This window comes from Flavobacterium sp. GCM10023249 (assembly GCF_042653365.1).
GTDB lineage: Bacteria > Bacteroidota > Bacteroidia > Flavobacteriales > Flavobacteriaceae > Flavobacterium.
In genome coordinates this window covers 573,691-591,939 of the sequence record NZ_JBHSHZ010000006.1, presented here as the reverse complement: position 1 = coordinate 591,939, position 18,249 = coordinate 573,691, and the positions used below count along the sequence as shown (strand labels likewise).

The following is an 18,249-nucleotide window of genomic DNA, read 5'->3' as shown; positions in this document are numbered from 1 at the left end:
GTTAAGTAAAAGTTAATATGAAGAGAACTATACCATTTAAATTCAGGTTATTTTTGGCTCTGCTAATTCCGTTTTTTATACATGACGGAGTATATGCTCAGATGAGCGCGCCTACGTTCACTTTTACTAAAATGTGTGCAGAGCCGCCTCCATATACTTTTCCTTATGACCCAGCCGAATCAAATTTTAACGAGTTTACTGTAAATTTTTCATTTGCAGGGCCTGGAACTTACGTATTGGAAATGTCCAATAAAGACGGTTTTTTTGTTTCTCCAATGCCAACGTTGACTATTCTAGCGTCACAGACAGTTACTAGTCCAGGGTATTTTACTTTTAGAATACCTAGTGATTTAAAAGGAAGTGATAAATACAAATTCAGAATAAAAAATACAGCTCCAGAACCGGATGTAAATGGTCCTGCGACAGGGGCAATACCAAATCCTGATCCAAAATTACCTGGTAGAACAGGTATATCTGCCTATTATCAGGCATTCCTTGAAGATTTTACATTGAATAATAATGCTACCGATGTTAGAATTTGTAGCGGCGGTTCAGCTACATTATCCGTTGATCCAAGTACACCAGGAAACCTCTCTCCTTTAGGTATACCAAATATTACCTATAGATGGTTTAAAAATGGTAACCCAATTGTTGGAGAAACAGGGTCAAGTTTGGTAGTAAACAGTACAGGTGTTTATCAAGCATTCATTGATTATGGACCATGTTCTACTTTTCTAGACGATCAAATTGAAAAATCACAAAAGGTAAATGTTATCATTGCATCACCTTCTGCCACTTTTACCTTAACATCAAGTATAGATCCACCAAATAATATCTGTCCATCTAATCCAACTACTTTAAGTACGTCTCCGGGTTATGTGTATAAATGGTTCAGAAACGATGTGGAGATTCCTAATGTTACGACCAATAGTTACGTTACAGCAATTACGGGTAATTATAAAGTTCAGGTGGACCAAGGCTCTTGTGTTCCAAAAGTATTTACGAATACAATTCAGGTGAATGGTTTCGATTTTGATGTCACTTTCCCTGCATTGCAATCCCCTAGTATCAATAAAATACCTGAAGGGGGAACTTTTTCAGTAACAGTTACGACAACTGCTGCAAATGCAACCTATGAGTGGTATAATCCCGGTTCATCATCACCGATAAATACAACCGATACTTTCAGTACCAGCACACCGATTGATGGTGACTATCGTTTGGTAGTGACGCAAACAACGGGTTGTATTTTTTCAAAAGAAATATTATTCAGAGTAAAATTCGGAATTAATCCTACTCAGATTCCAAATACAATTAGCCCAAATGGTGATTCGATTAACGATCTATGGGAAATTCCACAAGATTATCAAACAGCAGAACACGAAATTTTTATCGTTGATGCTTTTGGAAAAGAAATCTTAAAAACGACAAATTATCAAAACGATTGGCCCCAAAATAGTATAGAATTCAAGTCAGTAAATCCCATTTTCTACTATGTAATTTCTAAAGGAGGAAGCCCCGTTAAAAAAGGATCTATTACAGTTATAAAGTAGCATGAAAAGAAGATTATTAGGTGTTTTATTGATTTTTAATTCGTTTGGCATTGTTAATGCCCAAACGGGTGATGGCGTGACTTCTTTTGACGTAACAGGAAGAAATTCATTAATGTTCAATAAATTCTTAATTAGCCCAACTTTCAGTTTTATTCGAGAGGATGAATCTTTCATTACGTTTATGAATCGACGACAATGGGCTAGTTTTGAGGACGCACCTACTTCTTATTTTTTCAGTTACTCTGGTAAATTCAGAGACCAAAATGGTTTGGCTTTTGGTGCGTTTCAGAGAAATGTAGGCGTATTAACTTCTTTTGGTGTAGTTGGGAACTTTGCCCGTAATGTTGAAATCAATCGTGACAATAATTTTACTTTTGGTTTGAACTTAGCATACATCAATAGCGGACTGAATGAAGGTAAGATTATTACCAATGAACCAGATCCTTCTTTACAAAATATCGCCAAGAATTCATTAGTTTCTGTCAATCCGGGTATTAATTACAGTACAGGAATGATTGATTTAGGATTAACGGCAAACAATATTTTTTACTACAATTTTAATAATTCCGGGCTAGTGACTGATGATCCAATGAAAAGCATCAGTGCTCACTTAATGTATACCGGTTATTTATACAATAATGGCTTCTTCGAAAACGGAAGATTTTCTACTTTGGTTAAAGGTGAAATGGCCAAAGAAAAAACGATTGTTTCTGGATTGGTTTCTTTTTATGCACCCAAAGGTCTTTGGGCTCAAGCCGGATACAATTCGGTTAATGGTGTATCTGGTGGTGTCGGATTCGTGTTGGCCAAAAAATTCTTTGTTGGTTATAATGTTGAAAAAGGATTGGGCAATTTCACCGATTTTGGCTTGTCTCATGAAGTTACTTTGGCTTATAAATTAAGAGGATATGGCGATTATGAAGAATCTAAACCTATCGTTAAAGCTACCAAGAAAACTAATCCAGGTGTAAAAGCTACACCAGTTAAGAAAAAATCGTTGGCTGAACTTCAAAAAGAACGTGAAGCAGCATTGGCGCTTAAGGCACAACAAGATAAGGAACGCCTTGAAAACGAACGTTTACGTCGTGAAAAAGAATTGGCGGAAGCCAAAGCAAAAGCTGAAGAAGCAGCTCGAATTAAAGCAGAACAAGAAAAAGCATTGGCAGAAGCACGTGCAAAAGCAGAAGCCGATGCAAGAGCAAAAGCGGAAGCGGATAAAAATAAAGCAATTACGGAAGCAGAACGTTTACGTCGTGAAAAAGAAGCGGCTGAAAAAGCAAGATTGGAAGCTGATGCACGTGCTAAAGCGGAAGCTGCACGTAAAGCGGAACAAGATCGTCTTGCAGCTCAGGCGCGTTTAAAAGCAGAAGCTGATGCAAAAGCAAAAGAAGCGGCTGAAGCCGAGCGTTTACGTAGAGAAAAAGCAACAGCAGATGCGAAAGCAAAAGCAGACGAAGCAGCTCGCTTAAAAGCTGAAAATGATGCTCGTTTAGCGGCAGAAGCGAAAGCAAAAGCAGATGAAGCAGCACGCTTGAAAGCGGAAGCGGATGCCAAAGCAAGAGAAACTGCAGAAGCTGAACGTTTACGCAAAGAAAAAGAAGCTGCTGATGCTAAAGCTAAAGCCGATGAGGCAGCTCGTTTAAAAGCTGAAAATGATGCTCGTTTAGCTGCAGAGGCTAAGGCTAAAGCAGACGAAGCAGCACGCTTGAAAGCAGAAGCAGATGCGAAAGCAAGAGAAGCTGCAGAAGCAGAACGTTTACGCAAAGAAAAAGAAGCTGCAGATGCTAAAGCAAGAGCAGACGAAGCGGCACGTTTAAAATCTGAAAATGATGCTCGTTTAGCAGCAGAAGCGAAAGCGAAAGCGGATGAAGCAGCACGCTTGAAAGCGGAAGCAGATGCGAAAGCAAAAGAAGCAGCAGAAGCAGCACGTTTACGCAAAGAAAAAGAAGCGGCTGATGCCAAAGCGAAAGCAGAGGAAGCAGCACGTTTGAAAGCGGAAGCAGATGCTAGAGCAAAAGAAGAAGCGGCTCGCTTAAAAGCTGAAAATGATGCTCGTTTAGCTGCAGAGGCTAAGGCAAAAGCAGACGAAGCAGCACGCTTGAAAGCGGAAGCAGATGCAAAAGCAAGAGAAGCAGCAGAAGCAGAACGTTTACGCAAAGAAAAAGAAGCGGCTGATGCTAAGGCAAAAGCAGAGGAAGCAGCACGCTTGAAAGCGGAAGCGGAAGCGAAAGCAAAAGAAGCTTCAGAGGCTGAACGTTTACGTAAAGAAAAAGAAGCTGCAGATGCGAAAGCGAAAGCAGACGAAGCAGCACGCTTAAAAGCTGAACAAGAAAGATTGGCAGCGGAAGCGAAAGCGAAAGAAGAAGAACGTATACGTAAAGAAAAAGAATTAGCAGATGCTGCAAAAACAGCAGAGGATAAAGAGATAGATAACTTAACTCAAGTAATTGACGATTCGAAGAAAATCCAAAACGAAAATGTGGATAAATTCAAATCTATGGTTGATGCGAAACAAAGAGAGTTGTTGGATTTGAGAAAGGAAAACGACTTGTCTGAACAAGGTGTCGTTACTCAACCTAAAGAAATTGAGTTCCAAAGTTCAGCGGCAGCAAACAGAGCTATCGAGAACTTGAAAGCAGAAATTGCGCAAAGTACGCAAGAACAGGACAGATTTATTAAAGAATTTGAAACTTTAGCCGCAGCAAGGTTGAAAACAGTGCCGAATAAAAATGATTTAGTGAATAAAAACTATGCAGAAGCTTTGGCTAAATTGAAAGCTGAAAAGGCAGTTACAGATAGACAAAATGCTGCTTTATTATCACAATTGGATCAAATTAAGGCGGATATCGAGATTGAGAAAAAACGTAGAATTAAACGTGCTCAATTCGATAGCAACCAAGATAAATATCTGAAAGATAGAGCATCGTTAAAACAAATTAAAGAAACAACATCACCAACAGGACAAACGTTCAAACCAGAAGATTTCAACTATGGCGATGAAGATCAGGCAAACATGCAGATTGTTAAAAATGTTGAAAATATCGAGCCTGGTTTCTATCTGGTATTGGCGGTTCATAAAGATCCAGCAAAACGTGATGAGTTCTTGAAAAAGGCAATTCAGGCAGGTCAAACCAATATAGATTTCTTCTATAATGTTGCGACAAGCTCGTACTATATTTACTATCAAAAATTCGAAGAAATTGGTGATGCCAACACAGCAATGGAAACGAAAGGTACGAAACCGTACAATGGTAAAATGGTAGTTGTAAAAGTGGAAAAATAACAAGAAAATTCGTTAACAATTATGCAGGATATCGATTTTATATTCTTAAAAAAAAGTTAACTGATTAAAAATGAATACCTTTATTAAATAAAGAAAACCCTAGCCCTATGAAGTTAAAGATCTACTCACTGTTTGCCATACTGTTGCTCTTCAACAGTATAGCACTTGCACAAAATTTGAAGCCGTTCACGCCGCGATTTGATCAGGATTTGAAAGGTGATATTTTGTTGATTGGTAACAATACCATTAATAGAAGTACCGGAAGTAACGGTCCGAATGTACCATACAATGGAACAGGACAAAACGGAAGTATCAATATGGGTTTTATTGATGTCGATTCCGATCCGTCTACTTTTAGTTCCAGTAGTGCTAATTTAGTTATTCCACCAACAAGCGCAAGCTGTTATCGAATTCGATATGCTGGATTGTATTGGGCTGGAATATTGCAAAGCAATACACGAACAGGGATTAATCAGGTTAAATTAAAACTACCGGGTTCTTCTACTTATACAGATATTACCGGAACAATTGTTCATGATGATCCGAATGCACCAATCGGAACAGATCAAAATAAAGTGTACGCTTGTTATTACGATATCACCTCTCTTGTGACAGGGCTAACAAATCCACAAGGGACGTATACAGTAGCTAACGTATTATCTAGTACAGGTAGTAATGGAGGAACCGGATTAAGTGCTGGTTGGTCCATTTTTATCGTTTATGAAGATCCACTTTTACCTTCAAAGTCAATTGTGACTTTTGATGGATTTAGTGGTATTGGTGGAGCAACAACTTTAGATATTCCTATCACAGGATTTAGAACTATCCCAGCAGGACCAGTTAGAGCAAAATTTGCTTTTTCTTGTTTAGAGGGAGATTACGATATTACAGGGGATTACCTTAGAATAAACGGTACAACGATTTCCACTACAGCTGGAACAAGACCAAGATTATTAAATAACTTTTTCAATAGTACGATAACCGATTTAAATGGTATAGCGGCTACAAGAAATCCAGCGAGTGATAATACTTTGGGATATGATGCCGGTATTATTACCAATTTTAATCCTAGTAATTCAGTTTTAGCAAATAATGCAACTTCTGCAACGATTCGCTTGGGAAGTACACAAGACGTGTTTTTTTACTTCTTCAATGCTTTTGCAGTTGATATCATCGAACCACAAATTGTATTGACTAAAACTGTAGAAGATAGCGCAGGTAATCCTGTTGCAGATGGATCGGCTGTTAATTTAGGACAATACCTAACTTATGTTATCGGTTTCCAAAATATCGGTAATGATGATGCAACTAATGTAATCATACGAGATGTATTACCGGTCAACGTTATTTACAATCACCCTGCTGATTTGATTTTACCACCAGGCGTAACAGTTGCTTCTTACAATCCAACAACAAGAGAGATTCGTTTTAATGTCGACCCTTCTATTGTTAATGTTGGTGATCCAAGAAGCGTTATTAGAATCAGAGTTCGTGTTGTTGAAAATTGTTATGAATTAGTAGATGCCTGTGAAAATAGAATTATCAATCAGGCATTTGCAAGTTACCAAGGGGTAATTAATACTACACCAATTACAGATGACCCGAGTTTGTCATCATTCACTGCATGTAATTTGGGAACACCATCTCCAACGAATTTCATTGGAAACATCGACGATTGTGTGTATTCTCAAAATGTAATTCTATGTGGCGCTAGTGTTCAGTTAACCGCACCTAGTGGATATACCACTTATACATGGAGCGGTCCAGCACCGGTAACTCCGGTAGGAGGCCAAGTAGTTACGGTAACTCAACCTGGAACATACACGGTTATGTGTAATGCCCCAGATCCTTGTATTGATATTCCTGTAACATTTAATGTAATTACTTTCGGAGCCGGCGTTACGAATCCTGTTTTGCCTTATGCCGATGAGATTGTAATTTGTCCGAATGATGGGGAGCAATTACCATATATTTATTTATGTGGTGCTACAGATTCCGAAACGATTTTGACGAATATTGCAGATGCTACTTCCATAACATGGATGAAATTGAATGAGCCTTGTGCTACCACTTTACCGCCAACGTGTGCTAATACAGGAGCATGTACATGGCCAACTGTTGGTACAGGACCCAATTTTACAGTAACAGATGCTGGACAATATAAGATTGTGATTACATATCCTGGAAATAACTGTCAAAGTGTTTTCTATTTTAATGTATTCAAAAACTTGTTGGACCCACAAGCTGTAGCTACAGATATTATATGTACAACTCCTGGATGTATCACCGTAAACAATGTGCCATCTTCTGGATACGAATTCAGTTTATCGACACCAGCAGGTGCTCAAACAGGTGTATGGCAAACAAGTAATGTTTTCTGTAATATAATGACGGCGGGTAATTACACTGTATTCATTAGACAAACAGGATTTACTAACGGATGTTTATTCTCTGTGCCAAATGTTCAAGTTCGTTTACGCAACTTTACAGTTACTGCGAATGTTACTCAACCACTATGTTTTGGTGACAGAGGAAGCATTACTTTAGGTGTTAATGACGTAAACCCACAATATTATTTCGAATTACATTCCGGAGCAAGTCCAGCAGGTCCATTAGTGGCTAGTGCTGGTCCACAAGCTTCTAATACTTATACTTTCCCGAATTTAACACCGGGTCAAACCTATACTTGGGTGGTAAGAACAGACAACGGATGTACTCAAAATGCAACGTTTACTATTAATAACCCTGCGCAATTAGTTGCAACATCTGCTTTAACAAGACCATTGTCTTGTAATCCAGGCGAAGTTACTATTACAGCAACTGGAGGAACACCACCGTATGCATACTATGTAAATACAACACCACCCGCAGGAGCTTTCCAAACTTCCAATGTGATAACGGTAAATACTCCGGGTACCTATACAACCACAGTTGTAGATGCTAACAACTGTCAGGCAGTTACGACAATTGTGGTAAATCAAGTACAGCCTCCTGTTTATACAGTAGCCTCAACCAATATTTTATGTAATGGTGCAAACAACGGAACCATTACTTTCAATGTTACTAATGCTAATGGCAATGCACTTCAGTACAGTATCAATAATGGTACCACTTGGTCTAACTCAAATGTATTTACAGGATTAGCTGCTGGTACATATACTGCGGTAGTTCAATATACTACAGGAACTGCAGTATGTACAACTACTCCACAAACTATTACAATAACTAATCCAAGTCCACTAACTATTGCTGCAGTACTAGATCCACAAATTACATGTGTGGCTCCAGGAGTTATTACTGTTACAGCTTCAGGTGGTACAGGTGCTTTACAATATAGCATCGATGGAATTAACTTCCAATCTAGTAATGTGTTTAATATTACTGTGGGAGGAACCTATACTGTTACAGTTCGAGATATCAATAACTGTACTAGAACAACAACTGTTACTGCGGTAACTCCAGTTGGTCCAAGTGATTTGTACTTAAAAGATCAAGTGAAAGTAAGTTGTGAAAATGTAACGGGTCAATTAAATGTAGACGTAGTTCCAGGTTTTGGAGGACAACCTCCTTTGCGTTTCCAAATTATTGCACCTATTACAAGTACAGTTCAAGCGGATGGTAATTTCTCAGGATTATCACCAGGAGCATATACTTTCGAAGTAACGGATAGAAACGGATGTAAATACCAAGAAGTATTTATTCTTGAATCTGTTGCTCCACCTGTTATCACTCCACAATTGATTAATGATGTGAGATGTTTCGGTACAAGTACTGGTAACGCTTCATTTACAATCACAGGTTTACCAAATAGAGCAGACTATTCTTATACAATCACTCCTTCACCAGGAACTTCAGGAAGTGGTACTACTCCGAATAGTGGTTCAACAACTTTAACAATTCCGTTGAACAATTATCCTGCAGGAACGTACACGTTAACTCTTATTTATGAAACATGTACAATTACTAATACAGTAACTATTGGTGGACCTGCTTCGGCATTGGTAGCCAATTTAGTGACGACTCCGGTGACTTGTTCATCTAATGGTTCAATCACTGTAAACGCTACAGGAGGTTGGGGAGCTTATACCTACACGATTTCACCAGTAGCAGGAAGCCAATCAGGAAATGTGTTCACAAATGTTCCGGCAGGTACTTATACAATAACAACTACAGATGCGAATGGTTGTCAAGATGTAGATACGGTTACGTTTACTACACCAGTAAGACCAACATTGACATTGAATGCGACTTCAGATTTCTGTTATGACACTACCAATGGAGCAACATTAATTGTTACCGCTTCAGGTGGCGTTGCTCCGTATGAATTTAGCATCAATGGTGGCGCTTTTGTAGCTGGTAATACAAGTTCACCTGCTAACAGCCATACTTATGCTAATCTTACTCCAGGTACCTATACTATCGTTGTAAGAGACGCTTATGGATGTACTAATGCTGCTGCGTTTACACAAACTATCAATCCACAGCTGACAATCAATGCCTCTTTAACGAAAGACTTCGACTGTTCGGCTTCACCTAACGGAACTATTTCAGTAACCGCTGCAAATGGATATCCTGGTTATACATTCCAAGTGAACATTAATAATACTGGTTATACCGCTATTACTCCTGCTCCAGTTGGAAACCCTTTTACCTATACAGTTCCTGTGGCTAATCCAGGCACCTACCAATTCCAAGTGACAGATACAAGAGGTTGTATTGCACAATCGGGAGTTATCACAATCCCAGCACTTACTTTACCAACTGCAACTCATGTTGCTACAAATGTTACTTGTAATGGTCTTTCTAACGGAAGTGTTACTATTACACCTTCATCTGGTACAGCTCCCTACGTAATCAGTTTCAACGGAAGCGCTTTTACAGCAACAACTACTTATAGCGGTTTGGCTGCGGGCACCTATAACTATATTGTACGTGATGCGAAACAATGTACATTTAATGGTTCAGTAACTATCACACAGCCAACAGCAATTACTGTTTCAGCTGCATTGACTACTCCATATACATGTAGTTCAAATGGTATTATAACTGTAACTGCTTCTGGAGGTACGGGAACTCTTTCTTATAGCATAAATGGTACCACTTTCCAAGCAGGAAACACTTTCACAGTTACAAGCGCTGGGACTTATACCATTACAGTGAGAGATACTAATGGATGTACAGCAACTACTTCAGTTATTGTTTCCCCATTGACTCCACCAACAGACATTACATTCTCTGCTACTGCAGTTACATGTACTTCAGGTAATACTTCAAATGTTACTTTGACCGTTACTGGTGGATCTGCTCCGTTAACTTATCAAATTATTGCACCAACAGTTGTTGCTCCTCAAGCATCAAATGTATTTAACAATTTAGCGCCTGGCACTTATACTTTCTTAGTGACTGATAGTAGAAATTGTAACTATCAAGAGTCATTTACAATTAGCCCACTACCTGCTTTAACTGTTAGTGCTGTAGTGAATAGTAATATTCAATGTGCAGGAAGTGCAACAGGATCTATTCGATTCACGGTTTCTGGATTCAGTCCAACTTACAACTATACAATAACTCCAAATGGTTTCCCTGGTGATTCAGGAACCAATATTGGTACATCATCAGTTACAGTTAATAATTTAACTGCAAATACATATACTATTAATGTTGTCAATCCAACAACCGGATGTACCGCTAGTACTACTGTAACGATAAGTGGTCCTGCTTCTCCGTTAACAGCTACTTTAACAACGACTCCGGTTACGTGTGCTATAAATGGAACTGTAACAGTTAATGCTTCAGGTGGTTGGGGAAGTTATACTTATGCAATTTCTCCTATTGCAGGTACTCAGGCCGGTAATACCTTTACCAATATTCCTGCGGGTTCATATAATATTACAATTGTTGATGCAAATGGTTGTTCTATTACTAGACCATTTACATTAACAGCTCCTGTACAACCGAATATTGCTTTAAGTGCTACTTCAGATTTTTGTTATGATACAACTAACGGAGCATCACTTGTAGTAGTTGGTTCAGGAGGTGTGGCACCATATTCTTTCAGTATTAATGGAGGCGCATTCAATCCGAGTAATACTCCGGTTAACAGTCATACTTTCTCTAACTTGACACCAGGTACATATACCATTGCAGTAAGAGATTCTTTTGGCTGTATTAATGCTGTACCATTTACACAAACAATTAATCCTCAGTTAACTCTTAATACAGTATTGACTAAAGATTTCGACTGTACTGCTTCACCAAACGCGGTGATTACTGCAAACATTACAGGTGGTTATCCAGGTTATACCTATCAAGTGAGTTACAATGCTGGTGCATTCAGTGCTCCAGTTGCAGTAGCAGGATCAAACATTACATATACAGTATCTACAGCAAATCCTGGAACATATGTGATAAGAGTTACTGACAGTAGAGGTTGTGTGGTACAATCTGGTGTAATTACTATACCACCTTTGGTACCGGTAACAGTTTCTACTACTCAAGTAAATGTATTATGTTTCGGAGATGCTACTGGTTCGGTAACATTCACACCTGGTGGTGGAATAGGTCCATACCAAATCAATTTCAACGGAGGTGGATTTACGTCTAACTTCACTTACTCTAACTTAGCAGCTGGTACTTATACCTATGTAGTTCGAGACACCAAAATGTGTACAGTTTCTGGTTCAGTTACGATTACTCAAAACCCTCAAATTAACTATACGATAACTACTGTACCGATTCAGTGTACGGCTGGTGGTACAGTATTAGGTCAGATTTGCGTTCAAGGTGTATCTGGAGGTGTAGCACCTTATGTATATACTTTAACAGATCTTTCAAACGGTAATCCACCTCAAACATTCAATGCTGCAACAGCGGGTATTAACCATTGTTTTACCAACTTAGATTTCGGTTTCTATGATGTTACCGTTACAGATGCCAATGGATGTCAGATTACAAATAGCAACATTGCGATTGCATCACCTGTATCAGGTTTAGATATTACTACTACAGTTTTACCACCAGGTGACTGTTTGTCTGGTGCATCAGTTGTAGTGAATGCAGTTTCAACTTTCGGAGCTGGTGGTCCATACTATTTCTCATTGTATCCAACTTCTACATTGCCACCAGCAGGTGCAGGTTGGCAACCAGAATCACCACTTGGATCTGGAACATCTACTTTCACAGGTTTATTAACAGGTGTTACGTATTCATTTGTAGTTTGGGATCAATCGAGCAACTGTTACTATTATGCGCAAGCGGATACTTCTACAGCTTCAAATTCCAACATGACCACTTCAACTTTAGTTGTCAATAATGTTACTTGTAGAGGAAGTGCTGACGCAAATGTGAGTGTAACAATTAACAATTACAGTGGTACTTCAGTATCATGGACAGTTTACAATTCTGTAACATTAGCTCCTGTTGTAGGTCCTACAAACGTTGTAGGTTTACCTGGAGGTGCATTTACAATTAATAATATAGGTCCATTAGCACCAGGATCTTACTTTGTATTACTAACTGAGACTAGTGGCCCGAATAACGGATGTTCAGTTTCAACGCCTGTATTCAATGTTGTTGAATCGTTAACTCCGTTAACTATTGTGGCTAGTGCTATTAAAAACGACAATTGTAATCCAAATGCTGGTGTAATTACTGCATCAGGACAAGGTGGTACAGCTCCTTATACTTACAGTTTAGATGGTGTTACTTTCAATACACCTAACACATTTAATGTAGAATCAGGTACTTACACAGTATATGTAAGAGATGCTTATGGATGTACAGTAAGCACGACAGTTACTGTGAATCTTGATGCTACGCCAAATATCGATGTTACTTTAATCAACGCTTGTGCGGCTGAAGGTAACTTCTCACTAAACGTTACTTTGAACACAGTAGGTGTTGCTCCATATTCATTAAGTCTAGATGGTGGTGCTTTCCAAACGGTTACTTTCCCTTATATGATTAATGGTTTGTCGTCTGGCGCACATACAGTTGTTGTTCAAGATTCTAATGGATGTGGCGAAACAGTTAACATAAATATTCTTACACCGTTATCTGGTGCAAGCGTAATTTCAGCATTACCAACTTGTGCAAATAATGATGGCGTTATTGTAATCACGCCAAATGGTGGATCGGGTAATTATAGTTATTCAATTACTCCTGTTGCTGGATCAATCACTGGTACAAATCCTGCAACTATTTCGGGATTACCTGCAGGAAATTACACTGTAACAATTACTGATACTACAACATCATGTACGTTTAATATTCCTGTTACTTTAGGAGCTCCAACTCCGGTATCATTCTCAGCTACTTCTACAGATGTTAGTTGTAATGGTGGAAGTGATGGTACTATTACTGTAACATTAAATCCGGGCAACGACAACCCAGTTTATACTTATCAAATTATTTCACCTGCTATTGGTCCTCAAACATCTAATGTGTTTACAGGATTACCAGTAGGAACGTATACAGTTCAGGTTAATTCAGGAAGAGGATGTTCATTACAACAAAATGTAGTAGTGAATGAACCTTCAGCAGTAACAGCATCTGCTTCGGCAACTGCGTTTACTTGTGCTCCTGATAATTCTGAAAATACAGCAACAATAACTGTAGTAGGTGGTGGTGGAACAACTCCATACACTTACAGTATTGATGGTACTAACTATTTTACTGGTAATACTTTCCAAGTTGTCAATACGAACGTAGATCAAACATTTACTGTTTATGTTAAAGATAACAATGGATGTATTGCAACTAATACTATAACCGTTAATCGTTTACCAAGATTAGTATCTGCTACAATTAACCAAGTAACAGCGATTACATGTACTAACCCTGAGGTAGTAAATGTTACAGTTGTTGGAGGTTCTGGTACATTCACGTATCAATTATTACCATCTGGAACTCCGCAAGCTTCGAATATTTTCAACTTGCCAGCTCCTGGTACTTATACAATCCAAGTCAATGACGTTACTACGGGATGTACTATTCAAGCTACTTATACAGTAAGCCCTTTCAATACACTTGATGTAACTGGTACACTTGTAAATGGAGTGTCATGTTTAGGTGGTACTAATGGTGCTATTTCAATTAATGTGACGGGTTACTCAGGTGCTTATAACTATACAGTTTTCGATGCTGTTGGTACTCCTGTAGCAGGTGGTGCTGGTAATACAGTTACGAATCCATTTACTATTCCAACAGGTTTACCTGCAGGAAATTATACGGTTCAAATTACAGAAACTGCGACGCCATTCTGTCAAGATACTACTGGTGTAATCAATGTAACAACACCGGGCACAGCGGTTGGTATTCAATTAGTTTCTAATATAAACGCGAATTGTAACGCTAATGCACAAGTTACCGTAATTGGTACTGGTGGAACTCCGGGTTACACCTATGCATTCATGCAAAATGGTGTTGCTCCAACTCCAGCTGATTTTGCTGCTGCAAATAGCGCATCATTAAATCCATTAACGAATACGCAATGGGATGTTTGGGTACAAGACGCGAATGGTTGTAGAGCAATGTTGGATGTAACAATCACAACAGATCCTACGCCAACAGTAACTGCACCAAATTTTGCGGCTGACCAATGTACGTCAACTGGTGCAAGTTATACTTTCACTGTTGTTGGTACTGGTGTAGCTCCATTGACTTACAGTATTGGAGGTGCTTTCCAAAACAGTCCAACATTTACCGTGGTAGCTTCTGCAACACCATATACTGTGACTGTTAGAGATGCAAACGGTTGTACAGCAACAGATACTATTTTGATTTACCCAGCTCTTGGAGTTACAACTTCGATTACTGCATTACCAAGTTGTGCGAACAATGATGGTAGCATTACAATCAATGCAAATGGAGGATCAGGAAATTATTCGTACTCAATCACTCCAGTTGTTGGTATCATTGCTGGAAATACTATTACAGGATTACCTGCGGGTACTTATACTGTTACTGTAACAGATACAACAACATCTTGTACTGCTACTACAACATTCACTTTAGGTGCTCCAACTCCGGTAACATTTACTTTAGCAAGTACTCCGGTTAGTTGTTTTGGTGGTAACAACGGTACAATTACTGTTGCTTTAGACGCTAGTAATGATAATCCTGTTTATACTTATCAGATTATTGCGGGACCTGGTGCTCCAATACCAGCTGTTCCACAAACGTCAAATGTATTCACAGGCTTAGTTACTGGTTTATATACAGTTCAGGTGAATTCTGGAAGAGGATGTTCTGCTACTCAAACTATTACTGTAAATCAACCAACAGATTTAGTTATTGATAGTGTGGTAGTTGCGCCATTTACTTGTGCAATGAACAATACTACGAATGTGGCTACCATAACTGTAACCGCGAGTGGAGGTACAACACCATACACATACAGTATTGATGGAACTAACTATACAGCATCGAATGTATTCCAAATCGCTGATAACGGTTCGGTTCAAAACTTCACTGTTTATGTTAAAGATTTCAATGCATGTATCGAAACAAGTACGGCTACAGTTAACCCAATTGTACCATTGACTGCTACAACTTCGACTGTAACAATCGACTGTACAAGACCAGAAACAGTTACTGTTACTGCGTCAGGAGGTTCTGGAAGTTATACTTATTCTTATTTACCTGCTAGCGCTGCAAATATTACTCAAGGTATTGCTCCTAACGATAATGTTTTCACTATTACAGCTCCAGGTTCATATTACTTAAGAGTTACAGATGCTGTAACGGGATGTTATTTAGACTTACCAGTTTATGGAATCACTCCATTTAATACGATTGTAGTTGATGCTACTGCGGTTAGTCCTGTAACTTGTTTTGGAGGAACTAACGGTTCAATTTCTATCAATGTTACTGGTTATACAGGTGCATACAGCTATCAAGTTTTAGACAGTACTAATACAGCTGTGTTGAGCGGTACTGGAAATACTTCAACGAATCCATTGACAATTGCTGGATTAACAGGTGGAAGTTATACTGTACTAGTAACTGAGTCTGCTACTCCATTCTGTTCTGCAACGTCAAATAGTGTGACGGTGGCAACTCCATCTTTACCACTTGATATCACTGCGCAAGAAACGGCTAACGTAACTTGTGATAATAATCAAGGTGTAATTGTTGCAACAGCTACAGGTGGTTGGGACACTAACTATACTTATACTATTAATTCTTTACCAGCGGGTGCTACACAAACAAACAATGTGTTCTCAGGCATGCCGGCAGGTACATATACAATTACTGTAACTGATGCTAACGGTTGTACAGATAATGTTACAATCACATTAGTGAGACCAACTCAAATTACAGCAAATGCAATTGCAACTCAAACTGTAAATTGTTTTGGAGATCAAAATATGACGATCACTGTAACTGGTGTAACAGGTGGTCAAGGATCTAATTATACGTATACATTGAATACATTGACTCCTGTGGTTTCATCATCTGGACCACAATCATCAAATGTATTCAGTAATTTAGGTGCTGGAACATATGAAGTTATCATCAACGATGGTTACAACTGTGCTTCTAATCCTATCCCGGTAACCATTTTACCAAGAACACAAGTACAAGCTACAGTTGCTATGGTTGCAAATTCACAGCAATGTGCTGATAGCTCAGCTTCGTTAACAATTACTGCTTCTGGAGGTGTTGCACCTTACAGCTACAGTACTTCGGCTACTGGTCCATTTACTGGTTCATTCAACCCATCAATTACGTTGACTAACGTTCCTGTAGGTACTCACAGTTATTATGTTCAAGATGCTAACGGATGTATCAGTTTTGTAACTAATGAAGTGAAAATTGATCAATTAGAGCCATTAACATTGAGTATATCAGCAAATACTGATACTGTAATCAACTGTTTTGGTGATAATGATGCAAACATTCACGTTTTAGCAAGTGGTGGAATTGGTGGTTACCAATATACATTGACTGGTCCTAGCGGAACTGTTGGTCCTCAAACGAACGGTGATTTCCTTAACTTAACTGCTGGTAACTATGTGGTGAGCGTAATTAGTGGGAACTGTACTCCGGTTACTAGAAATATAACAATTACTGAACCAACTCAGCCATTCGCTGTTGTATTTACACCTAGTGATGCTAAATGTTTCGGTGAACCAAATGGAACGATTACGATGACATTCTCTGGATATAGAGGAACAGTTCAATTCAATATTCGTCCTCAAGGAACAACAGATCCTGTGGAAACATTTACAGTAACAAATCCTGCACAACCATATGTAATAACTGGTTTATACGGTGGGGTAACTTATGTAGTGAATGTTATCGATCAAGATTTCGGTTGTAGTGTTCAATCGATAGTGACTGTTGGTCAGCCATTGGCACCATTAAATGCTAGTGCTACTGGTTTCATGGACGAAGAATGTTCTGAACAAGACTTAGGAAGTATTGATGTTGCAATAACAGGTGGTACAGGTCCTTATTCATTACATTATGAAGTGTTGTATCCTGGTTCTTCTACACCGGTGATTGGTTCAACTGTGAATTTACCTTTAGGTACTTCAACGTATCAGTTTGCGAATTTGAATGGTGGTATCTATGTGATTTACGTAAACGATGCCAACGGATGTGCTACTAACTTCGATCAAATCATCGGAAGTGGTGATAGTTTTGATGCTGTTGCACTTGTTGAGGAAGAATGTTACAATAACACTCCAGGTGTTAAAGTGACTGTATTGAATACATTAACCACTAATAATACATTCGGTCCTGGATATACTTTCGCTTTGGGTGCTTTCCCTGCACAATCAAGCCCAGTATTTGAGTCGACTAATCCGGTTTATGGAGCTACATTGCTTGCAGGTGGAAACTTTACCATTACGGTTACTGGACCAAATGCTTGTCAGAAAGACACTCCACAATTTACTATTACTCCAGTACTTCCGTTACAGGTTACTTTAGCACAAACTGCTTTAAATACTGTAACAGCGACAGCGGTTGGTGGATCTGGAAATTACACGTATGTTTTCTATCTGAATGGCAATGTTGGTCAGTCAGGATCTGAGAATGTATTCGTTTACCGTGAGTCAGGCACTGTAACTGTTGAAGTAACCGATAGTTCAGGCTGTAATGCTACGGCGAATATTCCAGTAACATTTGTTCCTATCTGTATTCCAGATGTATTTACACCTGACGGTAACGGAAACAACGATACATGGGAACCAGGATGTGCCGATATTTATCCGAATTTGAAAACACGCATCTACGACCGTTACGGACGTCAGGTTGCTGAATTGAAACAAGGTCAGTCTTGGGATGGTAAATATGAAGGAAAAGAATTACCATCTGGAGATTACTGGTATGTAATCAAAATTAATGGTAATGATGACGACGAATTTGTTGGACATTTCACATTGTATAGATAATTTAACTCAG

At 38.8% G+C, this 18,249-nt stretch carries 3 protein-coding genes; all 3 read left to right on the top strand.

Annotated elements, in window-relative coordinates:
• Positions 1–17: 17 nt before the first annotated feature.
• The 3 genes from ACFO7M_RS04150 to ACFO7M_RS04140 all read left to right on the top strand — a co-directional run bounded on the left by ACFO7M_RS04150 (position 18) and on the right by ACFO7M_RS04140 (position 18,239).
• Positions 18–1,553: a gliding motility-associated C-terminal domain-containing protein gene (locus ACFO7M_RS04150; protein WP_379734190.1), complete on the top strand. Its 1,536-nt coding sequence runs from the start codon at positions 18–20 to the stop codon at positions 1,551–1,553.
• 1 nt (position 1,554) lies between these two features.
• Complete coding sequence (locus tag ACFO7M_RS04145; protein ID WP_379734188.1) at positions 1,555–4,836, top strand: PorP/SprF family type IX secretion system membrane protein; 3,282 nt, start codon at positions 1,555–1,557, stop codon at positions 4,834–4,836.
• Positions 4,837–4,943: 107 nt separating this feature from the next.
• Positions 4,944–18,239 (top strand): T9SS type B sorting domain-containing protein, encoded by a 13,296-nt coding sequence (locus ACFO7M_RS04140; RefSeq protein WP_379734186.1) that lies wholly within the window; start codon positions 4,944–4,946, stop codon positions 18,237–18,239.
• Positions 18,240–18,249 lie beyond the last annotated feature (10 nt).

Coding starts and splice junctions, on each gene's coding strand:
- ACFO7M_RS04150 (WP_379734190.1), top strand. CDS start 18: ATGAAGAGAACTATACCATTTAAATTCAGGTTATTTTTGGCTCTGCTA.
- ACFO7M_RS04145 (WP_379734188.1), top strand. CDS start 1,555: ATGAAAAGAAGATTATTAGGTGTTTTATTGATTTTTAATTCGTTTGGC.
- ACFO7M_RS04140 (WP_379734186.1), top strand. CDS start 4,944: ATGAAGTTAAAGATCTACTCACTGTTTGCCATACTGTTGCTCTTCAAC.